Annotated in this window: 21 protein-coding genes and 1 tRNA gene; 8 read left to right on the top strand and 14 right to left on the bottom strand. The window is 33.3% G+C overall.

The window, feature by feature from the left end; translation table 11 throughout:
* Positions 1 to 765: an AAA family ATPase gene (locus L6Q46_RS02305; protein ID WP_111567688.1), complete on the bottom strand. Its 765-nt coding sequence runs from the start codon at positions 763 to 765 to the stop codon at positions 1 to 3.
* A 159-nt stretch (positions 766 to 924) separates the two neighbouring features.
* The gene (locus L6Q46_RS02300) at positions 925 to 2052 is read right to left on the bottom strand and encodes a methionine aminotransferase (protein WP_291282931.1); all 1128 of its coding nucleotides are present in this window, start codon (positions 2050 to 2052) and stop codon (positions 925 to 927) included.
* A 74-nt stretch (positions 2053 to 2126) separates the two neighbouring features.
* Here L6Q46_RS02300 and L6Q46_RS02295 point away from each other — a divergent pair, with 74 nt between their 5' ends.
* Positions 2127 to 2687: a hypothetical protein gene (locus tag L6Q46_RS02295; RefSeq protein WP_291282930.1), complete on the top strand. Its 561-nt coding sequence runs from the start codon at positions 2127 to 2129 to the stop codon at positions 2685 to 2687.
* Positions 2688 to 2718: 31 nt separating this feature from the next.
* Here L6Q46_RS02295 and L6Q46_RS02290 read toward each other — a convergent pair whose 3' ends face one another.
* The 8 genes from L6Q46_RS02290 to udk form a co-directional block, all read right to left on the bottom strand.
* A complete protein-coding gene (locus L6Q46_RS02290) occupies positions 2719 to 5064 on the bottom strand; it encodes a DGQHR domain-containing protein (protein ID WP_291282929.1) in 2346 nt (781 codons plus the stop codon).
* Between the two features lie 29 nt (positions 5065 to 5093).
* Positions 5094 to 6017, bottom strand: a complete 924-nt coding sequence (locus tag L6Q46_RS02285; RefSeq protein ID WP_291282928.1) for a DNA adenine methylase — start codon at positions 6015 to 6017, stop codon at positions 5094 to 5096.
* Positions 6018 to 6122: 105 nt separating this feature from the next.
* Complete coding sequence (scpA, locus tag L6Q46_RS02280; protein WP_291282927.1) at positions 6123 to 8252, bottom strand: methylmalonyl-CoA mutase; 2130 nt, start codon at positions 8250 to 8252, stop codon at positions 6123 to 6125.
* An 11-nt stretch (positions 8253 to 8263) separates the two neighbouring features.
* A complete protein-coding gene (locus tag L6Q46_RS02275; RefSeq protein ID WP_291282926.1) occupies positions 8264 to 8557 on the bottom strand; it encodes a type II toxin-antitoxin system RelE/ParE family toxin in 294 nt (97 codons plus the stop codon).
* Positions 8547 to 8780 carry a hypothetical protein gene (locus L6Q46_RS02270; RefSeq protein ID WP_291106896.1) on the bottom strand — a complete coding sequence of 78 codons (234 nt, stop codon included), beginning with the start codon at positions 8778 to 8780 and terminating at the stop codon, positions 8547 to 8549. Before L6Q46_RS02270 ends, L6Q46_RS02275 begins: the two co-directional genes overlap by 11 nt.
* Before the next feature lie 27 nt (positions 8781 to 8807).
* A complete protein-coding gene (locus tag L6Q46_RS02265) occupies positions 8808 to 10181 on the bottom strand; it encodes a methylmalonyl-CoA mutase subunit beta (protein ID WP_291282925.1) in 1374 nt (457 codons plus the stop codon).
* Positions 10182 to 10192: 11 nt separating this feature from the next.
* A complete protein-coding gene (locus L6Q46_RS02260; RefSeq protein ID WP_111567699.1) occupies positions 10193 to 10546 on the bottom strand; it encodes a septum formation initiator family protein in 354 nt (117 codons plus the stop codon).
* Positions 10546 to 11154 carry a uridine kinase gene (udk, locus tag L6Q46_RS02255; RefSeq protein WP_291282924.1) on the bottom strand — a complete coding sequence of 203 codons (609 nt, stop codon included), beginning with the start codon at positions 11152 to 11154 and terminating at the stop codon, positions 10546 to 10548. The genes L6Q46_RS02260 and udk overlap by 1 nt, the downstream gene beginning before the upstream one ends.
* 191 nt (positions 11155 to 11345) lie before the next feature.
* Between udk and L6Q46_RS02250 the strand changes: the two genes are divergently transcribed.
* Both L6Q46_RS02250 and trxB read left to right on the top strand, forming a co-directional pair.
* Positions 11346 to 11420: transfer RNA gene (locus L6Q46_RS02250), tRNA-Pro, on the top strand.
* A 132-nt stretch (positions 11421 to 11552) separates the two neighbouring features.
* Positions 11553 to 12500: a thioredoxin-disulfide reductase gene (trxB, locus tag L6Q46_RS02245; RefSeq protein WP_291282923.1), complete on the top strand. Its 948-nt coding sequence runs from the start codon at positions 11553 to 11555 to the stop codon at positions 12498 to 12500.
* 72 nt (positions 12501 to 12572) lie between these two features.
* Here trxB and L6Q46_RS02240 read toward each other — a convergent pair whose 3' ends face one another.
* The gene (locus L6Q46_RS02240; RefSeq protein ID WP_291282922.1) at positions 12573 to 14021 is read right to left on the bottom strand and encodes a glyceraldehyde-3-phosphate dehydrogenase; all 1449 of its coding nucleotides are present in this window, start codon (positions 14019 to 14021) and stop codon (positions 12573 to 12575) included.
* A 123-nt stretch (positions 14022 to 14144) separates the two neighbouring features.
* Positions 14145 to 15527 (bottom strand): Do family serine endopeptidase, encoded by a 1383-nt coding sequence (locus L6Q46_RS02235; RefSeq protein ID WP_291282921.1) that lies wholly within the window; start codon positions 15525 to 15527, stop codon positions 14145 to 14147.
* A 124-nt stretch (positions 15528 to 15651) separates the two neighbouring features.
* Between L6Q46_RS02235 and dapF the strand changes: the two genes are divergently transcribed.
* The 5 genes from dapF to L6Q46_RS02210 all read left to right on the top strand — a co-directional run bounded on the left by dapF (position 15652) and on the right by L6Q46_RS02210 (position 19929).
* Positions 15652 to 16434: a diaminopimelate epimerase gene (dapF, locus tag L6Q46_RS02230; protein ID WP_291282920.1), complete on the top strand. Its 783-nt coding sequence runs from the start codon at positions 15652 to 15654 to the stop codon at positions 16432 to 16434.
* A gap of 139 nt (positions 16435 to 16573) precedes the next feature.
* Entirely contained in the window at positions 16574 to 17104 is a 531-nt protein-coding gene (locus L6Q46_RS02225) for a GNAT family protein (RefSeq protein WP_291282919.1), read from the top strand.
* Between the two features lie 11 nt (positions 17105 to 17115).
* Positions 17116 to 18156 carry an endolytic transglycosylase MltG gene (gene mltG, locus L6Q46_RS02220; protein WP_291282918.1) on the top strand — a complete coding sequence of 347 codons (1041 nt, stop codon included), beginning with the start codon at positions 17116 to 17118 and terminating at the stop codon, positions 18154 to 18156.
* An 81-nt stretch (positions 18157 to 18237) separates the two neighbouring features.
* On the top strand, positions 18238 to 19185 hold the full coding sequence (locus L6Q46_RS02215) for a DUF2279 domain-containing protein (protein ID WP_291282917.1): 948 nt from the start codon (positions 18238 to 18240) through the stop codon (positions 19183 to 19185).
* Positions 19186 to 19281: 96 nt separating this feature from the next.
* Positions 19282 to 19929, top strand: coding sequence for a peptidoglycan-binding protein LysM (locus tag L6Q46_RS02210; RefSeq protein WP_291282916.1), 648 nt, complete (start codon positions 19282 to 19284; stop codon positions 19927 to 19929).
* A gap of 2 nt (positions 19930 to 19931) precedes the next feature.
* Here the strand turns inward: L6Q46_RS02210 and L6Q46_RS02205 are convergent, their stop codons facing one another.
* Entirely contained in the window at positions 19932 to 20666 is a 735-nt protein-coding gene (locus tag L6Q46_RS02205) for an SAM-dependent methyltransferase (RefSeq protein WP_291282915.1), read from the bottom strand.
* Between the two features lie 4 nt (positions 20667 to 20670).
* Positions 20671 to 21114: low molecular weight protein-tyrosine-phosphatase (locus L6Q46_RS02200; protein ID WP_291282914.1), on the bottom strand; the 444-nt coding region annotated here is incomplete at its 5' end.

Below are 21114 nucleotides of genomic sequence, written 5' to 3'. Positions count from 1 at the left end.
TTATTGATTTTTCTTAATAATTTCTTCTGCCAAGTTCAAATAATTAGAAGCACCTTTACTTGTAGCGTCATAATTAATGATACTTTCTCCAAAACTTGGAGCTTCACTCAATTTGATATTTCTTTGAATTACCGTTTCAAAAACCATATCGTTAAAGTGTTTCTGAACTTCTTCCACCACTTGGTTCGATAAACGTAAACGAGAATCGTACATGGTTAACAATAATCCTTCAATATCTAAATTCGGATTGTGGATTTTTTGAACACTTTTAATGGTGTTCAATAATTTTCCTAAACCTTCTAAGGCAAAATATTCGCACTGAATTGGAATAACCACGCTATCAGCAGCAGTTAAAGCATTCAAAGTTAATAAACCTAACGAAGGCGCACAATCGATTAAAATATAATCGTATTTATCTTTTACGCTTTCCAATGCTGTTTTTAGCATGTACTCGCGATTTTCTTTGTCTACTAATTCAATTTCGATAGCCACCAAGTCAATATGAGCTGGAATCACCGATACGTTTGGTGCCGAACAAGAAACGGTTGCCTCTTCAGGAGTGGCGCTATGTTCTAGAACTTGGTACGAACCAATTTCCACACTTTCCACATCGATTCCTAAGCCCGAACTCGCGTTAGCTTGTGGGTCAGCATCGATTAAAAGTACTTTTTTTTCTAAAACACCAAGAGAAGCTGCTAAGTTAACAGATGTAGTTGTTTTTCCTACACCACCTTTTTGATTGGCAATTGCAATGATTTTACCCATTTGATTATTGAAAATTTTAAGCCGTAAAAATACAATTATTTATGGTTTTTTCAAGGCAATTTTGTTAACAATGGGTTAAAGTGTTATTTGGCTGAATGTTAGCTTGTTTTTTTGTTTTAAAATGACTTAAAACTTCAAAATAAAACCAATTTGAAGGATTTAAATTTGATTTAGTTTTTCAGCCGCTGCTTTCAAAGTTTCATCTGTTTTAGCGAAACAAAAACGAAGCATGTGTCTATCGGTATTATCATTGTAAAAAACTGAAATCGGAATGGAAGCTACTCCATGATTTACAATTAATTCTTTAGCAAAATCCACATCATTTTTAGATGAAATTTGGTTGTAATTCACCACTTGAAAATACGTTCCATCACAAGGCATTAACTCAAAAAGACTGTTTTTAATTAGGTTTTGAAACAAATCGCGTTTGCGTTCGTACATTTTAGAAACTTCACTAAAATCAACCACACCTAAGTATTCCGAAATAGCGTGTTGCGAAAAACTATTCACACTAAATACTAAAAATTGATGCACTTTTTTCATTTCGTACATTAGATGTTCAGGAGCAATTAAATACCCAACCTTCCAACCCGTAACATGCAGCGATTTTCCAAAAGAAGAAGCGATAATAGTTCGTTCTACTAATTTTGGACGTGTATTAAACGAAATATGCGGTTGCGAAAACGTAATGTATTCATACACTTCGTCTCCTAAAATTAATATTTGAGGATGTTTTTCTAAAATGGTTTCTAAAGCTTCAAAATCGCTTTCAGTCCAAATTCTACCCGTAGGATTGTGCGGATTGTTGATGACAATCATTTTCGTTTTAGTCGAAATCGCGCTTTCAATTCGGTTGAAATTTGGCGTGTAATCATCGTTTAATGAAACACGAACGGGTTTTCCACCGGCAACTAAAACCGAAGGCTCGTAACTGTCATAACTTGGATCTAAAATCAACACTTCATCGCCTTGATTCACAAACGTGTTAATTGCAGTAAAAACGCCTTGTGTAGCGCCAGCGGTAATTAACATTTCGGTTGCTGTATTGACTTTTCTTTCGTATTGTTTTAAGGTTTGATTCGCAATTTTTTCCAATAACGAAGGCAAACCCGCCATTGGTGTATATTGGTGAATATTTTCTCGAATAATACGTTCCGAAATTTGCAACAAACGTTCGTCTTCAGGGAAATTAGGAAATCCTTGCGATAAATTAATAGCACCGTGTTGGTTCGCTAATTGCGACATTACGGAAAAAATACTGGTGGTGATGTTAGGTAGTTTTGACATGAAACAAAAATATAAAAAATATACACGCTCTAATTTCTTCAAATTACTTTATTTTGTGATTTAATTCTGAGATTTTGAAGATAATCATATTAACACCGATGGAAATTGAGCGAGAAAAAGTCCTAAACGCTTTAGCTCGAATTCCGAATTTGAATCATACGTACGAAGTAATCGTTTCTGGAATTGGTCGTGAAAGTACGGCTAAAGCTATGATGCAACTGCCACCACACGATATTTGTGTGTTAATGGGTTTTGCGGCTGTAGTAGGAAAAGAAGCTCATTTGCCCGATTATTTGCATTTAGGAAAACCTATCGAAATTACCAATGCCTCGCTATACGGTTACGAAGGTGGTTTGTTTGAAAACGGAAAACCCATCATCACTGAAAAACCAAAGCTACATTTACCTTGTTTGTCGTCTTTAACTTCCGATAAGTTTGTAAGAACAACCGATTTAGCCGAAAAAACGGTTGTCAACATGGAAGATTACACGTTTAAATTTTTGAAAAAACCACAAGATTTTATCGTACGCATCATCTCCGATTTTTTACCTCACGAAACCGAAATTAACTTTTTTGAAGAAGTGAAAGGGATTGATTTTTTAGAAGGTGTTATGGCGGTGGATGGGGTAAAATAAAAAATAACCAGCTGTTGAGCTGGTTTCTTTATTATTTGTTGAAATTTTGATAGATCTTATGAAGAAAGCCTACCTCTTCTTTGTTTAATCTTTTTTCTTTTGTTCCCTCGTGAGCCCACATATTTCTGTAAGAATTAAATCTTGAAATCCATTTTATTCTCTCAGTTTTACTATTAAAACCTTCACCAATGTCTATAGAAAATTCATCTTGAAAAGTTTTAAAATTTATTTTTTCAGATTCAATTTCAGGAGTTTTTGTCCAGTAATTTTCAATTATTTTTTTATAATCATTGATATTAAACATTTCAGTCCAATCTACTCTCTTATCAAGTCCTTCTTTGTAATTTTTTTCATTTTCATCATTAGCTCTAGCTTGACAAGATGTTTTTATCGCATTAATTTCTAATTCCCAATTTTCTTTATAAAGTAATTTAATTTTTTCAAGAACTACTTTTTTCATGTGCTTTTCTATGTATACACCATATTTTCTACCTTCTTCTTGTAGTTCCTCATTTTGCCTTTCTTGCCAATCAATTAGTTCAGTTGGTTCATATTCATTGTGGTTTTGATTTACAATAGTTTGAAAAAATCGAAACCATTTAATATCAGCACCCGCACCTAATAAAGACAATTGTTTTTCTTCTTCTTCTTTAGTAATGTTTTTTAAATATTCTAAAAGCGATATTAAATATTTTTCAATTTCATTAAATCGTTCTTTAGGTTTGGAATTTATGTTAACTAAACCTTTTTCAGTAATGAATGAATTTAAGCTTCCAATTAGTGATATATATGCAAATGTTCCTCTGTTTGAAATGATAAAATATTTATCTCTTTCAAAAATTTCGTTGTATTTATCTTCTACAAATTCATAACAAAGATTAATAAATTGAATAATATCTTTTTTAGCTTTTTGCATCTCTTCATTATAGTTGTGGTTATTAATATTATATAAACACGCTGAAGTATTTCCAATAAACTTATTGCCTTTGGCAATAGGCAATAAACCTGAATTTAATAATGCGCTAGCAAATGGTGTAAAAGTTAAAACTGAGCTATCTTCACCAACAGAAATCTTATTATATAAAGGTCCAAATGATGTTGATAATCCTTTTATTATAGATGAACGTAATGCTTTTAATCTTGAATCTGCCCTATCAGAATCCCAAAACAAATCTTCTTCAAGAGTAAGTCTTAAACTTGGACTTACTGCTTTTTGATTTTGATTAATATCCATGAAAATTTCAAGCTGTTCTATTGGTTCTAAATCGTTAAAGGCTACAACAGGAATTGTATTCTTATTCTTGTAATCAGAATTAGCATAACCATAAAGTCTGTGCTGTCCATCAATTATGTATGCTATTGCGTAAGAATTTGGGATTTTTAACATTCCAAATCTTGATGATGAGTCTCCTGATCGACTAGAGGGTTCAAAGATTATTTTGTTTTTCTTCTGACTAAAATTTAAAATTATTGAGTTTGGGAAATACCCACCATCATTGATGAATTTTGTTATTCCTTTCAATCGGCTAGGGACTAATAATCTCTGATAGGTTGGCATTTCTGATTCATTTGCTTTAGTTCTATGCAAAATAAACCCCATTTTAAGCAATAGTTCAGGTTCAATAGAAAACATATAATATTTTCTACCACCCATTTCACCTTCAACAGCAGGAACTTCAATTTTCGTTGAGTTTATGAGTTGATTTTTAAAAACTAGTCCTAAAAATTGATAATTTGCAGCGTTTTTGTAATTTTTGATTAAGTTATTAATATAATCATAAGTATTGTCGTTATAGTAGAAGGAATTTGTTTTTTCTAATCTTAATAAATCAACATCATCATCATTTATTCTGAGGTTTCTTGTAGCAAAAATATACTTAACTTTTAAAGTTTTTCCAAGAAGTTGTTCAATACTTTTTCTGAAACCATCAAGTCTCATTCCAAGAAGTTCGAATTCGTCTTTATAGGAAGGAGCTTTTTTTATTTTATCACTTGATTTGCATTCTATCAAAAAAACAGTTTCATTATCTATTGCTATGATATCAATTTGCTTTTTCTCTTCAAAACTTTTTCCAAAGGGTAAATAGAATGTTTCATCAAAATTCATGTGTCTATATCCCAATTCATAAAATTGACACCAAACATCATCTTCAAATTGTTTAGAATGGTTTTTAGGTTTTCTTATTTGAGCTTTAGATTTTAAACTTTTTCCATATTCTTCCCAACCTTCTTTTATAAATGAATCAACTAACGAAATATCAACTGTTTTAGTGTGATATTTATTCTTTTTTGATTTATAAAGTTTTCCTAAATAAGATAAATCAGTAGTTAGTTTATGATTTAGCTTTTGTATTTCAGTCGGGTCTATAAAACTCATAGATGTAATGTTTTTTGTTGAAATATTGTTTAAATCTTTATGGCTTTTAATATATGATCACTATTAGAGTAGTTTGTTATCAATGACTCTTTCAATTCACCTCTTTTTAATGGATTTGCATTTATCATTCGTTTTGCTAAAACACTATTAATATTAAAATCATCATAAATATCTTCAAAAAAAGTTTCATTTTCAACGTTACCTTTTAAATCAGAATTACTTAACATCCAAAAATGTTTTAAAGAGTCTAATTTTTTACAAAAAATACTAAGACGAATTTGTTCATCGTCATTAAATTCTTCTTTTGCGTATGAATTAAAACTAGATGTCTTATTAAGAGGTTTGTAGGGAGGATCAAAATAAAAGAAAGCTGGTTTTTCAGCATAATCTATAGTTTGTTGATAATCTCCTGTAAGAATCTCGACTTTCTTAAGGGCTTCACTAACAGCAAGTAGGTTTTCAGAATCACATATAGTTGGTTTTTTATAACTTCCGATTGGAACATTGAAACCATTGTTTTTGTTTACTCTGAAAAGACCGTTAAAACAAGTCCTATTTAAAAAAATAAATAGTGCAGCTTGTGTTACTTTATCTGTTTTTCTACCATTGAATAATACTCTTTTTTCATAATAATATTCTTTTTTTAAGTCGTTAGATATTTCAAGATCGTGGTATTCGTTTTGAAATTGTGTTAAAATAGAGATTAATTCATAAGGTTTGTTAGCTATAATACTGTAGGAGTTTGTTAGATCAGAATTAATATCATTAATAATCGCTTTTTCAACTTTTGGAAAATTGTTTAATATCCAAAATAAAACAGCACCACTGCCAACAAATGGTTCGATGTACGTAAATTTTTCGGATAAGAATTTTTTTGGTAAAGCTTTTTCAATATCAGTGATAAGTTGTCTTTTACCACCAGCCCATTTCAAAAAAGGTTTAGCAATTTTCATTTAATTATTTTTTCTGAAATTAACAAAAATAAGAATACGAGATTTAATAATTTTAAAATACTTTTAAACAAGTTATTAGTAATATAATTAAAGTTTATGATAGTTTTACTCCTCCAATAAAACTTCCAATATCGTAATCGCGGCATCGCTAATTTTAGTTCCAGGACCAAAAACTGCTACAGCTCCGGCGTCGAATAAGAATTGGTAGTCTTGTGCTGGGATTACTCCACCTACAATTACCATAATATCTTCTCTTCCGTATTTTTTTAGTTCTTCAATTACTTGTGGTACTAAGGTTTTGTGTCCAGCAGCTAAAGAAGAAACACCTAAAATGTGTACGTCGTTTTCCACCGCTTGTTTCGCAGCTTCTTGTGGCGTTTGGAATAAAGGACCAATGTCTACGTCAAAACCAACGTCAGCGTAACCTGTTGCTACTACTTTCGCACCACGATCGTGACCGTCTTGTCCCATTTTCGCAATCATAATACGAGGACGACGCCCTTCTTTCTTCGCGAAAGCATCGGCTAATTGTTTTGCTTTTTCAAAACTTTCGTCGTTTTTAATTTCTTTACTATACACGCCGCTAAAACTTCTAATTTGTGCTTTATATCTTCCAAAAACTACTTCTAAAGCATCACTAATTTCACCTAATGTAGCTCTGTTTCTTGCTGCTTCCACTGCTAAAGATAGTAAATTTTCACCGCCATTTTTAGCGCTTTCGGTTAATTTTGCTAAACATTCGGCAACTTTAGCGTTATCGCGAGTCGCTTTGATTTGTTCTAAACGTTCAATTTGTTGTTTGCGCACCATTTGGTTATCCACATCCAAAATATGTAACGGATCTTCTTTTTCCAAACGGTATTTGTTCACACCCACAATAATATCTTGACTGCTGTCGATACGTGCTTGTTTGCGCGCTGCAGCTTCTTCAATTCGTAATTTTGGAATTCCAGCTTCAATAGCTTTGGTCATGCCGCCTAATTCTTCTACTTCTTCAATTAATGCCCAAGCTTTTTCTGCAATTTCCGCTGTTAAACTTTCTACATAATAACTTCCAGCCCAAGGATCCACCGTTTTGCAAATTTTGGTTTCTTCTTGCAAAAAGATTTGTGTATTACGAGCAATTCGTGCTGAGAAATCGGTTGGTAAAGCAATCGCTTCGTCCAAAGCATTGGTGTGTAACGATTGTGTTCCTCCAAAAGCTGCTGCGGCTGCTTCAATCGCAGTTCGAGCTACATTATTAAAAGGATCTTGTTCGGTTAAACTCCAACCCGAAGTTTGGCAATGCGTTCTTAATGCTAATGATTTTTCGTCTTTTGGGTTGAATTGTTTTAATAGTTTTGCCCAAAGCATACGACCGGCACGCATTTTCGCAATTTCCATAAAATGATTCATTCCGATCGCCCAGAAAAACGAAAGGCGAGGAGCGAAGGTGTCAATATCCATTCCAGCAGCTAAACCGGTGCGAATGTATTCCAAACCATCTGCTAAAGTGTACGCTAATTCAATATCTGCAGTAGCTCCCGCTTCTTGCATGTGGTAACCCGAAATCGAAATCGAGTTGAATTTTGGCATATTTTTACTCGTATATTCGAAAATATCCGCAATAATTTTCATCGAAGGTGTTGGTGGATAAATGTAGGTATTTCGTACCATGAATTCCTTCAAAATATCATTCTGAATCGTTCCCGACAATAGGTTAGGAGCAACGCCTTGTTCTTCTGCAGCCACGATATAGAATGCCATAATAGGTAAAACCGCACCATTCATAGTCATTGAAACTGACATTTCACCTAATGGAATTTGGTCGAAAAGCACTTTCATATCTTCCACTGAGTCAATCGCAACTCCGGCTTTTCCAACGTCACCCACTACGCGTTCGTGGTCAGAATCGTAACCTCTGTGTGTTGCTAAATCGAAGGCAACTGAAAGGCCTTTCTGTCCGGCAGCTAAATTTCTTCTGTAAAAAGCATTACTTTCTTCCGCAGTTGAAAATCCCGCATATTGACGAATCGTCCAAGGTCGGCGAACGTACATGGTGGCGTAAGGTCCGCGTAAATTGGGTGCAAAACCAGCTCCAAAACCAAGGTGTTCTAAATCGGAAATATCTTCTTTAGTGTAAGTTGGTTTTACTTCAATTCCTTCTGCAGTTGTAAACTTTTGTTTCAAGTTTAACGTTTCAGGTTTCAAGTTTTTGGATTTCTCCAAGGTTAAATGTTGTATGTTTTTTCTCATTGCTTTTGCAATTAAAATATTTTGTTGATTTTACTGTTTCTCGATGTATGAAGAACAGCTTTAATCACTATTGTTTCATTAACGATACTAAAATGAATTAGATAAGGGAAGGTTTTTAATAAAACTACTCGGATTTCATTATATCTAATTTGGTATCGAAATGGGTTTTCTTTTATTTGTTTAACACTATTATTAAAAGAATTAGCAAATCTTTTTGAAAGCATTGGATTGATGTTTTTATGCCAAGCGATACTTTCACGAACATCGGATTTAGCTTCTTCTAGAATTAAAATCTTAAAGTTCATCTCCAAGTTCTTTTAAAAAATCCTCGTAGTCTGTTGCGCTTTCTGGATTCTTCAAATAATTTTCGGTTCGTTCTCTAACTTCATCAATTTGCCATTGTGGAATTTGATATTCCTTGGAAGTTGGAAGAATAATAACTTCTACTTCTTCTGCATTGAAATCTTCAGGCAAAGTGATGTTTACTTGATGATTTTTTACTTTTACAAATCTTCTAATTGCTTCCATGGTCTTCTTTTTCTGAAAGTTACGAAATTATTCCGAAGCTAATCGTTCTTGTTCTAATTTTTCAGCCAAACGTTTTTCGATAATCGGTGTGATTAGCGTTTTTCTGGCGTTTTGTTTTACGAAAGGGTATAATTCCAAATCGTTTTTCATTTGGTCGTTTTTGTTTGGATACTTGTTAGTTCCCAATAAAACTTCTTTCCCTGAATCGAAAAGTTCTTGTTCTTTTTGAGCACTTTCGTTGATTTTTCTTTGAATTGTTCCATCGATTAATTGCGAAATCAAACCGCCATTTTTCTCAATATCTTTGAATAATTCTAAGGCTTTTTCAGCTAATTGTTCTGTTAATGTTTCGATATAATAAGCACCATCAGCAGGATTATTCACTTTATCAAAATAACTTTCGTGTTTTAAAACTAACAATTGGTTTCTCGAAATTCTATCGCCAAACTCGTTGTCTTTGTGATAAATCGCATCGTAAGCTAAATTCGCAACCGCATCAGCTCCACCTAAAATCGCCGACATACATTCAGTAGTCGTTCGCAACATGTTTACATTGTAATCGTATAAGGTTTTGTTGCGTTTTGTTGGTGTTGCGATGATATGACAATCAAAATTGTGATTGTATTCTGATGCTAATGTGTTGAATAAAAGGCGTAATGCTCTTAGTTTTGCGATTTCAAAAAAGTAATTTGTTCCAACAGCTACTTCAATTGTAATCGGTTGGTTGATAGCTGGAATTCTATTGAAATATTCGTTTGCTTGTGCTAAAGTGTAAGCCAATTGTTGTACGATATTTGCGCCAGCATTTTGATAAATTCCGCTTGAAATGGTTAAAAATGGAGTTGTTGTTTTTGAAGCAATCGTATTTAGCTTTTCGAAATCTTTTTCAAGGTTTTCAAACCAATTTCCATCTTTTGCTAGTTGTCCAATTGGATCATTTTGAACAAAGATGTTGGCTTTGTTTTTTGAAGCAAATTCGTTGATTTTATTTGAAAATTCAACTGAAAGAAAAGGTAAATTAAAATAATAATTCACATTTTCAGTCGGAAGGTTTTGCATCAATTCTTCAATTGAAACGGCATCATTTTCTATAGTAAAACGAACACTTTCTGCTCCTCTCTGTAACGTTTCTAGTGCACGAGCATTCGATTTTTTCACATCGTGAACAAAAATATTTTGAACAATAGCAAAAGGTTTTGTTGGAACAATGGCGTCAAGATTTACTTCTTCCGACACTTCGGAATCATCATTGTGATAAAACGGTTTCACTTTAATCCCTTCTGGACTTTCCCAAACTAAAGTTTCGTTATAATCAGCACCTTTTAGTTCGTATTGAATTTGTTGCTTCCATTGTTTAGAAGAAACGGCTTCAAAATCGGAAAATAAATTGTTGTTAGCCACGAATTATATGTTTAATTGTTACTAGTTGTTTTTTCGGCAGCCGCTTTCTTTTCGTCTTCAAATTCGATGATGTAGATGTCTTCGTTATCGCGTTTCATGTAATATTTTTCGCGAGCATATTTTTCAACACGGTCATCGTTTTTCAACTCTTTGATTTTTATGCTGTCTTTCTTGATTTCAGTTTTATAATACTGAATATTATCTTCAATTTCTTCAATTTCCTTATCCAAAACGCGGTGCTCTAAATAGGAATAATTGTCGAAAAAAAGCATCCAAACAGAAAAAAGAATTAACACCAAAACGTAGCGATTCATAACGAATGCTAAAAACGGATATTTGGCAATTAAATTCTTGATTTTGTTCATTATGCGATTCTTTGATTAATTACGGCACGCACTACATCGATAGCTACCGTGTTGTATTTATCGTTAGGAATAATAATATCAGCAAACGCTTTTGTAGGTTCGATGAATTGCTCGTGCATTGGTTTTAAAGTGGTTTGATAACGATTCAACACTTCTTCCATATCACGACCTCGTTCTGCAATATCACGTTTTAAACGACGAATTAATCGTTCGTCAGAATCCGCATGAACGTACACTTTAATATCAAACATGTCTCTTAATTCCGGATTAGTCAAAATTAAGATACCTTCTACGATCATTACTTTTCTTGGATGGGTAAGAATTTTGTCGTCAGTTCTGTCATGAGTTACGAAAGAATACACAGGTTGTTCAATAGTTTTTCCAGCTTTTAACTCTTTAAGATGCGCTACTAATAATTCAAAGTCAATCGCTCTTGGATGATCAAAATTGATTTTAGTACGTTCTTCATAACTTAAATGATGCGTTTCTTTATAGTAGGAGTCTTGAGAAATGATACCTACTTCAGAAGAAGGTAACTCATTCATAATCTGATGAACAACTGTTGTCTTTCCACTTCCGGTACCACCGGCAATTCCAATAATTAGCATATAAAAGGTTGTCTTGTTTAATTTTAGCAAAAATAGAAATAATATTCTAAGTGTTTTTTGTTTTTGGATAGAAAGTTTATACTTAACGTGCTAAAAAAATATAGGTTGAATAGAAGTGAAAATTTATTTTAAAAAAAGAATTGATTTGTTTGGAACAATAGAAATTAGTTATATATTTGCACTCACAAATTCGGGGTGTAGCGTAGCCCGGTTATCGCGCCTGCTTTGGGAGCAGGAGGCCGCAGGTTCGAATCCTGCCACCCCGACAAAACCTTCTTGAAACTTCAGGAAGGTTTTTTTATTGTCAAAAATTATACATTCATAATTAAAACTAATTCAATTTTAAGAAATAATTTTAATTAAAAACTTACATTTGCTACTCTTAAAAGAATAAAGTTATGTCAGATACAATCGAAAAAGTAAAATGTTTAATTATAGGTTCTGGTCCAGCAGGTTATACTGCGGCTATTTATGCAGCTAGAGCTAATATGAATCCAGTTTTATATCAAGGACAACAGCCAGGTGGTCAATTAACAACAACTAATGAAGTTGAAAATTTCCCAGGATATCCAGAAGGTGTAACCGGACCTGAAATGATGGTTCAGTTGCAAGAGCAAGCAAAACGTTTTGGTTCCGATATTCGTGATGGTTGGGCTACAAAAGTTGATTTCTCTGGGGCTATTCATAAAGTTTGGATTAATGATACGATTGAAATTCATGCAGAAACTGTAATTATTTCTACTGGAGCTTCGGCTAAATATTTAGGATTAGAATCGGAACAACATTATTTAAAATTAGGTGGTGGTGTTTCAGCTTGTGCGGTTTGTGATGGATTTTTCTATAGAAATCAAGAAGTAGTAATCGTTGGAGCAGGAGATAGTGCATGTGAAGAAGCACATTACTTATCTAAATTATGTAAAAAAGTAACGATGTTGGTTCGTAGCGATAAATTTAGAGCTTCTAAAATTATGGCAGAACGTGTACAAAAAACAGAAAACATAGAAATTTTAATGCATACGGAAACAGAAGAAGTTTTAGGTGACGGGCAAGTAGTAACAGGAGTTAAAGCTAAAAATAGAGCTACAGGAGAAGTTGTTGAAATTCCAGCAACAGGATTTTTCGTAGCGATTGGTCACAAACCAAATACAGATATTTTTGCTGATTATATTACGTTAGACGAAACTGGTTATATCGTAAATGTGCCAGGAAGTTCAAAAACAAATGTTCCAGGTGTTTTTGTAGCGGGTGATGCGGCTGACCATGTGTATCGTCAAGCAATTACTGCTGCGGGAACTGGTTGTATGGCAGCTTTAGATGCAGAACGTTATTTGGCGGCGAAAGAGTAATTAATTAGATTATATTTCATAAAAAAAAGCTCCTATTGAAAAATAGGAGCTTTTTTGTTTTGAGACTATTTACTAATAGTAGCTATATCTTCTAACTTTAGCAATGTATTTCGCTAAACGAATAACTTGGTGGCTGTAACCATATTCGTTATCGTACCAAACATACATTACAATGTTTTTTCCGTCTCCAGAAACAATAGTTGCGTTACTGTCAAAAATAGCAGGAGCAGAAGTTCCTACGATATCCGAAGATACTAACTCGTTGTTTAAAGAGTATTTAATTTGCTCTACAAGATCACCTTCTAAAGCGTATTTTTTCATAATGTTGTTTACTTCTTCAATAGAAGTGTTTTTTTCAACTTCTAAATTCAATACTACTAATGAACCGTTTGGAACTGGTACACGAATCGCATTTGAAGTTAATTTTCCAGCTAATGCAGGTAATGCTTTTGCAACAGCACTTCCAGCACCTGTTTCAGTAATAACCATATTTAAAGCAGCAGCACGACCTCTACGGTATTTTTTGTGCATGTTATCTACTAAGTTTTGGTCATTCGTATACGCGTGAATCGTTTCTAAGTGTCCTTTAACTACACCTAAAGTATCTTCAACTGCTTTTAAAACAGGAGTAATCGCATTCGTTGTACAAGAAGCAGCAGAATAAATGTTTACTTCATCTGGATTGTAATCTTCATGATTTACTCCGTAAACGATGTTTGGAACTCCTTTTCCTGGTGCCGTTAATAAAACTTTGTCAGCTCCTTTTGAAGTTAAATGACGCTTTAATGCTTCTTCAGTAGTGAAAGCTCCTGTATTGTCGATTACTAAAGCATCTTCAATTCCGTAAGCGGTATAATCAATTTCTTCAGGAGAATTTGCTGTAATGATGTGAACCGTTGTTCCGTTAATCAATAAAGCATTGTTTTCTGGATCTGCAATAACCGAACCATTGAAATCACCATGAACTGAATCATAACGTAATAATGAAGCTCTTTTTTCTAATAAAACAGCGTCATTTTTATCTCTAGTTACAATCGCTCTTAAACGTAATTGTTGTCCTTTTCCAATTTTAGACATCATTTCACGAGCCAACAAACGACCAATTCTACCAAATCCGTATAAAACCACATCTTTTGGTTTAATTTCTTGATAGTTTTTAGCATTCTTTAATTTGTCAATTACGAATGCTTTAGCATCATTGTATTTGTCGTCTTCTAAATGATATTCGTAAGTTAATTTTCCAATATCAATTCTTGATGGTGGTAAATCTAAATCAACAATAGCGCTTGCGATTTCAACTGAGTCGAAAACGTTGATTGGTTTTCCAACGAATGCACCAGCATATTCATGTAAATTGATGATTTCGCTAACGTTTTTGTCGATTAATTGATTGCGGAATAAAACCAATTCGATTGATTTATCATACCATAAATCACTAATGATTTTAATGAATTCTACACCAGCTTTTCTTCTGTCTGCCTGAAAAGCTAATTCTTTTTCGTATAAAGAGATATTGCTCATGAAAATAAATGTGTTGTTTTGTGGTGCAAAAGTATAGATTTCAATCGTTTTCGTAAAATTTTTTAACTAAAAAAACCAGACATTATTTTTGTCTGGTTTTAAAGCTTACATATATAGGTTGTTTTACATGATAATGCTATACATTTGACCGTTTTTAGAAATTATTTGGTATCTCGCTTTCTGATTTTCTTTCTTAGCTAAATAGCTTGAAACGGTTTCCATGTCTTTGGCTTTTATTCCGTCTATGCTTAAAATTACAGCGCCATCTAAAATATCGTTATATTCTGCATATTCTGGATTGTTGACTTTTTTAATTTTAATGCCTTCTTTTAAATTGAATTGTTTTTTATCAGCAGTATCAAGATCTTCAAATTCAATTCCGTTGAATTCGTAATTCAAAATTTCTTTTTTGGTCAACTTCACTGGAAGTGTTCTTTGTTTTCCATCTCGCAAAACCGTTACTTGAATCACATCGTTTGGTCTTTTCGTATTAATGTAACCTGTTAATTCAGCAAAGCCAGTGATCTTTTTATCGTCTAATTGTATAATAATATCTCCTTTAGTTAAGCCTGCTTTTTCTGCTCCTGAATTTTTAGTAACTAAATTAACATAGATTCCTTGCGTTTCTTTCACACCTAATTCTTTTGAGTAGCTTGAATTTAATTCTCTTCCTTCAATTCCTAAAACACCGCGTTGTACGTTTCCAAATTGCATTAAATCTTCAATAATTTTTCGAGTCAAATTCGATGGAACGGCAAATGAATAACCAGCATAACTTCCTGTTGGAGAAGAAATCATCGTGTTAATTCCGACTAATTCCCCACGAGTGTTTACCAAAGCACCACCGCTGTTTCCTGGATTTACAGCAGCATCAGTTTGAATAAACGATTGAATTCCATTGTTGGATAAATTTCTAGCTTTTGCTGAAACAATTCCAGCAGTAACGGTAGAGTTTAAGTTATACGGATTTCCAACCGCCAAAACCCATTCACCAACTTTAATCGCATCAGAATCTCCAAAAACTACATAAGGTAATTTTTCATCAGCTTCAACTTTTAAAAGCGCAACATCCATTTTAGAATCGGTTCCAACCAATTTTGCTTTGTATGATTTGTTATTGTTAAGTGTAACTTCTAATTCTGTTGCATCTTGAATCACGTGATTGTTGGTTACGATATAACCATCTTCGGTAATGATAACTCCAGAACCTGTTCCAATTTGTGTTTGCTCTCTCGAACCTTGATAACCATAGAAAAACTCCATCAAAGGATTGCTAGGAACTTTTGAAACACTTACGTTTTTAACGTGAACAACGGCATGAACCGTGTTTTCAGCTGCTGCGGTAAAATCAATATTTTCAGCTCCTAAATTTACATTTTTAGCATAATTAGGTGATGCAAGGGTTAGTTTTCCTGAATTATTTGGTTCCAAAAAGAATTTGTAAGCGCCTAATGTTACGGCACCACTCAATAAAGAAACCGCTAATAAACTTCCAAATTTTTTCATATGTATTAATTTTTGTTCACTCAAAATTATAACAAAAAATATTCCAAAAAATCACTTTAACGCTCGATTAACAATGTTTAACATCTTATTAATAATTTGTACTTTTGTATAAATTAATTACACAATGCAACTTACATTTTATAAATATCAAGGAACAGGAAACGACTTTGTTATGATTGATAATCGTACTGAATTTTTTCCTAAAAATAATACCAAACTCATCGAACAATTGTGTGACAGGAGATTTGGTATAGGTGCTGATGGTTTGATTTTGTTAGAAAACCATTCGGAATATGATTTTAAAATGGTCTACTATAATTCCGATGGTAATGAAAGTTCCATGTGTGGAAATGGTGGTAGATGTCTTGTCGCTTTTGCCAAACAAATGGGTGTTATCGAAAATAAAGCCGAGTTTGAAGCTGTTGATGGTTATCATTATGCAACGATTGATACGAATGGAATTGTAGCACTTCAAATGAAAGACGTTGATACAATTAATCAAAATGAAAATTATACGTTTTTAAATACGGGTTCGCCTCATCATGTGCAATTGGTAGATAATTTAGTAGAATTGGATATTAAAACGGAAGGAGCAAAAATTCGTTATTCCGATTTGTATGGAAAAGCTGGGAGTAATGTCAATTTTGTTCACCAATTAGAAAATGACATTTTTGCAGTTCGCACCTATGAGCGAGGAGTTGAAGATGAAACTTTGTCTTGCGGAACCGGAGTAACAGCAGTTGCAATCGCCATGCATCAAACCGGAAAAACAAACAACAATATCATAGATTTGAATGTAGAAGGCGGGAAATTAAAAGTACAATTTGATGTAGATAACGGAAAATACACCAACGTTTTCTTAATAGGACCAGCAACTTTTGTTTTTGAAGGAAAGATTGATTTATAATTTAGGAACGCAGATAACACAGATTGTACGGATTTTACAGATTTTTTTGTTGTCTATGTTTCTATATTAAAGTGTAACGCCTAAAGTCAACGTAAACCAAGTCTATTGTGTCTATGTGTTTTAAAATTTTAAACTATAAATGATAACATTAAAAGGAACTAATATATACCTACGAGCACTAGAACCCGAAGATTTAGAGTTTATCTACAAAATAGAAAACAACGAATCGATTTGGGAAGTTAGCAACACGCAAACACCATACAGTCGATTTTTGATTCGTCAGTATTTAGAAAATGCGCATCAGGATATCTACGAAGCCAAACAATTGCGCTTAGCTATTTGCCTAAATGATACTTTTGAAGCAGTAGGTTTAATCGATTTGTTTGATTTTGATCCTAAAAATAATAGAGCAGGTGTTGGGATTGTAATTTCATCTGAAAGCAACAGAAATTCAGGAATAGGTTCCGAAGCTTTGCAACTTGTTATCAATTATGCTTTCAATCAATTGCAATTGCATCAATTATATGCAAATATTGGTTCAAAAAATGAAATTAGTATTTCCCTTTTTACTAAATTTGGCTTTCAAAAAATCGGAGTAAAAAAAGATTGGAATAAAATCAACAATCAATACGAAGATGAAATGTTATATCAATTAATCAATCACATTTAAAAAATAACCCTTTGAACGTAAAAAAAATAATTTCAATAATCGCTGTTGCCGGAATTGTAGTTGCAACTGTAGTTGGTGTTTATGTGTATTTCAAAGCTTTTACACCTAATACTCAATTTTCACAAGACGAAGTTTATGTTTACATTCCTTCGAATTCAACTTATGAACAAGTAGTCGAAATTGTAAAACCATTCGTAAAAGATTTTGAAAAATTTGATTTCGTAGCTACATCAAGAAATTATAGTACTAATGTAAAAGCCGGAAAATTTCTTTTCAAAAAAGACATGACTAGTTTTGATATGGTAAGAAGTTTGCGTTTAAATGTTCCCGTTAAGGTCGCGTTTAACAATCAAGAAACATTAGGAAAGTTAGTACAACGTTTAGCAACTCAATTAGAACCGGATAGTTTAAAATTAGAAGTAGCTTTTACTAATACGCCATTTTTAGAAGAAAACGGATTAACAGAAGAAACGATTTTGGCACTTTTTATTCCAAATACATACGAGTTTTATTGGAATACTCCAGCAGACAAAATTGCTCAAAAATTAGCAAAAGAATATCGTATTTTCTGGAATAATGAGCGTACTGAAAAAGCAAAAGCGTTAGGATTAACACCAATTCAAGTATATACCTTAGCATCAATTGTACATAAAGAAACGGCTAAAGTAGATGAAAGACCAACAGTAGCTGGCGTTTATTTAAATCGTTTGAAACAAGATATGCCGTTACAAGCTGACCCAACCGTAATTTTTGCCATCAAAAAGCGTTCAGGCGATTTTGATCAAGAAATCAAACGTGTTTTCTTTAACGATTTACGAATTAATTCTCCTTACAATACTTACATCAACAAAGGTTTGCCTCCTGGACCAATTGCAATGCCTGATGTTTCGGCTATCGATGCGGTTTTAAATGCTGAAAAACACGATTATATTTATTTCTGTGCCAATCCAGACAAACCGGGTTATCACGCTTTTGCATCAAGCTACGAAGCTCACCAAGTGAATGCAAAAAAATATGCAGATTGGGTGACGAAGTTAGGAATTGATCGTTAATTTTTAGAAGCGAATTCCCGAAACTTCGGGATTGGGCTTTTTTCATGGAATTTAAACCAACATTTGAAATTTTAATACAAAATGAAATTTTTTCGGTTCAAATCAAATTTTAAATGTTCTCTATTTCTTAGATATAAATTCATATTGATTCTGTTTGTGTCTATTTTTTCTCAGGCGCAATCAAGTATTAATACTTTTTTAAAACCTTCGGATACTCTAAATAAGTCAAGAAGAACTGGAGTTTACATTGGCGAATCCGTTGCTTTGGGTGCAACTTTAATTGGTTTAAATCAAATTTGGTATAAAGATTATCCACAAACTAATTTCCATTTTATCAACGATAATAAGCAGTGGTTACAAATGGATAAACTGGGCCATATGTATTCAACCTATCATTTAGGTAGAGTAGGTGCCGAAATGTTGCAATGGAGTGGCGCGTCCAAAAAAGAACAATTAATTTATGGATCTACTCTTGGATTAGGATTTTTAACGGTAGTTGAGGTTTTTGATGGTTTTTCACAAGAGTGGGGAGCATCTTCTGGCGATATTATTGCCAATGTTTCCGGAACAGCGCTTTATGTATCGCAAGAATTACTTTGGAAAGAACAACGTATCACCCCAAAATTCTCATTTCATCAAACCAAATTCTCATCGCAACGTCAAGAAACATTAGGCGCTTCTCTAAACGAACAAATTTTAAAAGATTATAACGGTCAAACGTATTGGTTGTCGTTCAACGTTCATTCGTTCACAAAAGATAAGTTTGTTCCTAAGTGGTTAAACCTTGCCATAGGCTATGGCGGAGAAGGAATGCTGTACGGAAAAGATGCCGAAGCAATAGAAAACGGAATCATTCAAAACCCGTATCGTCAATTTTATCTGAGTTTGGATGTTGATTTAACGAAAATTACTACAAAATCACACTTTTTAAAAGCGCTTTTTTCGGTTTTTAACACTATTAAAATTCCAGCACCTACTTTGCAATACGATGAGTATAACGGACTTAAAGCGCACTTCATCTACTTTTAGAAAAGATTAACGTGTTGTAAATCAACATTGTAATTTTTTTTGTATATTTGCATCGGTAATTTCAGATGGGTGACAGACGCTGAGAAATAACAATTCATGATAAAAAAAAGGTCGTATTTTACAGGATTGACACTCCTAGTATTAATGGTTTCTTCAGGTTTTATAACCTTTAAGAAAGAAAAGTTAGAAGGTTTTCATTTGTCGAATTCAGAGGTAATTAAATACCATGTTCCAAATGAATACGAGAACGAAGAAGTAATTATTCCAGTTAAAGTACCAAATGTTGGTAAATCATTTACTGGTTTTGCTCAAAAAATGGCTTACAAAGAGTCAAGAGGTATGTTACATTTAGTGAATCCATACGGATACATGGGTAAATACCAATTCGGAAGAAGTACACTACGCACTGTGGGTATTTATGATTTTCAAGAATTTTTACGTAACGCTGAGTGGCAAGATGAAGCTTTTAAAGCTTTAATCGCTAGAAACAAGTGGGAATTACGTAAAGAAATTCAAAAATATTCTGGTAGAGTTATTAATGGTGTGGAAATTACAGAATCAGGTTTAATTGCGGCAGCGCATTTAGGTGGAGCTGGTTCCGTAAAAAAATATTTAAGAAGTAATGGACGCAATGGTTTCAAAGATGGTTTTGGAACATCGTTATCAAGCTACATCAGAAAATTTTCAAATTACAATATTTCGCACATCGAAGCAGATGCAAATGCTAAAGTAGATTTAGAGTAATTTTACATTTTGTGAATAATAAAAATACAAGGTCGATTATGTAAATCGGCCTTTTCTTTTTTCCATTCGTTAACCGTTTTGGTTTTGATAAATTCTGTTGGTAAAGTAATATCACAAGCCACACATAGAAGCGTACTCGGTTGTAGAATTTGCAACAAATCCTCCATCAATTTATTATTACGATAAGGTGTTTCAATAAACAATTGCGATTGATTTTTATCTTGTGACAAACGTTCGAAATTTTTCAACGCTTGTTTTTTATCGTTTTTATCGATGGGTAAATAACCATTAAAAGCAAAACTTTGCCCGTTCATGCCACTCGCCATCAAAGCCAATAAAATAGAACTTGGTCCTACTAAAGGTACAACTTGAATTCCTTTTTCATGTGCCAATTTCACAATCACAGCACCAGGATCTGCTACTCCAGGACAACCAGATTCACTCATTAATCCAATGTTTTTGCCTCTTAATAAAGGTTGGATGAATTCATTGTGTTCAGCAAATTCAGTATGTTTATTTAAAACTGAGATCTTTAACTCAGGTTGTTTTTTTTCGGGATGGATGCTTTTGATGAATTTTCGAGCAGTTTTCTCGTTTTCAACAATATAATAATCTACGAAATCAATGGTTCTTTTGATGGTTTGAGGTAAAACATCTTCAGGAACTACCGTAGTTTCTCCAGGATTGGATAAGGTAATAGGAATTAAATACAGTTTGCCTAAAGTGTTCGATTTCATGATATTATTGCTTAAGTTTTCTTGCGATTTCCTCACAAGCTTGGTCTAACATATCAAAAACGTTTTCAAATCCGTCTTGACCACCATAATACGGGTCGGGGACATCGACGTTTTCATTTGGGAAAATTTCGTTTAAAATCAGCTTAACTTTTGATTTTGCTTCTTCATTTGGAGCTAAAGCCAAAACATCTTTGTAATTGGAATTATCCATTACAAAAATATGGTCAAAAGTATCAAAGTCACTTTTTTTGAATTGTCTTGCCCTTTGATTGGTGATGTCTAAACCTCTATTTTTTGCGGTAGAAATCGAACGTTTGTCAGGTAATTCGCCTGCGTGCCAACCGCCAGTTCCTGCTGAATCTACGATAAAACCTTCGGAAAGTTTAGAGCGCATAATACCTTCTGCCAAAGGAGAACGGCAAATATTTCCTAAGCAAACCATTAAGAT

The sequence above is a fragment of the Flavobacterium sp. genome (genome assembly GCF_023151265.1).
In the GTDB taxonomy this organism is placed as follows: domain Bacteria; phylum Bacteroidota; class Bacteroidia; order Flavobacteriales; family Flavobacteriaceae; genus Flavobacterium.
This window is presented reverse-complemented; position numbering and strand designations above follow the sequence as displayed.

Excerpts from the sequence above, each read along its gene's own strand:
- trxB (WP_291282923.1), top strand. The coding sequence starts at position 11,553 with ATGTCAGATACAATCGAAAAAGTAAAATGTTTAATTATAGGTTCTGGT.
- L6Q46_RS02270 (WP_291106896.1), bottom strand. The coding sequence starts at position 8,780 with ATGGAAGCAATTAGAAGATTTGTAAAAGTAAAAAATCATCAAGTAAAC.
- udk (WP_291282924.1), bottom strand. The coding sequence starts at position 11,154 with ATGCTAATTATTGGAATTGCCGGTGGTACCGGAAGTGGAAAGACAACA.
- L6Q46_RS02215 (WP_291282917.1), top strand. The coding sequence starts at position 18,238 with ATGAAATTTTTTCGGTTCAAATCAAATTTTAAATGTTCTCTATTTCTT.
- L6Q46_RS02285 (WP_291282928.1), bottom strand. The coding sequence starts at position 6,017 with ATGAAAATTGCTAAACCTTTTTTGAAATGGGCTGGTGGTAAAAGACAA.
- L6Q46_RS02205 (WP_291282915.1), bottom strand. The coding sequence starts at position 20,666 with ATGAAATCGAACACTTTAGGCAAACTGTATTTAATTCCTATTACCTTA.
- L6Q46_RS02225 (WP_291282919.1), top strand. The coding sequence starts at position 16,574 with ATGATAACATTAAAAGGAACTAATATATACCTACGAGCACTAGAACCC.
- L6Q46_RS02300 (WP_291282931.1), bottom strand. The coding sequence starts at position 2,052 with ATGTCAAAACTACCTAACATCACCACCAGTATTTTTTCCGTAATGTCG.
- L6Q46_RS02305 (WP_111567688.1), bottom strand. The coding sequence starts at position 765 with ATGGGTAAAATCATTGCAATTGCCAATCAAAAAGGTGGTGTAGGAAAA.
- scpA (WP_291282927.1), bottom strand. The coding sequence starts at position 8,252 with ATGAGAAAAAACATACAACATTTAACCTTGGAGAAATCCAAAAACTTG.
- L6Q46_RS02235 (WP_291282921.1), bottom strand. The coding sequence starts at position 15,527 with ATGAAAAAATTTGGAAGTTTATTAGCGGTTTCTTTATTGAGTGGTGCC.
- dapF (WP_291282920.1), top strand. The coding sequence starts at position 15,652 with ATGCAACTTACATTTTATAAATATCAAGGAACAGGAAACGACTTTGTT.
- L6Q46_RS02210 (WP_291282916.1), top strand. The coding sequence starts at position 19,282 with ATGATAAAAAAAAGGTCGTATTTTACAGGATTGACACTCCTAGTATTA.
- L6Q46_RS02260 (WP_111567699.1), bottom strand. The coding sequence starts at position 10,546 with ATGAACAAAATCAAGAATTTAATTGCCAAATATCCGTTTTTAGCATTC.
- L6Q46_RS02290 (WP_291282929.1), bottom strand. The coding sequence starts at position 5,064 with ATGAGTTTTATAGACCCGACTGAAATACAAAAGCTAAATCATAAACTA.
- L6Q46_RS02275 (WP_291282926.1), bottom strand. The coding sequence starts at position 8,557 with ATGAACTTTAAGATTTTAATTCTAGAAGAAGCTAAATCCGATGTTCGT.
- L6Q46_RS02240 (WP_291282922.1), bottom strand. The coding sequence starts at position 14,021 with ATGAGCAATATCTCTTTATACGAAAAAGAATTAGCTTTTCAGGCAGAC.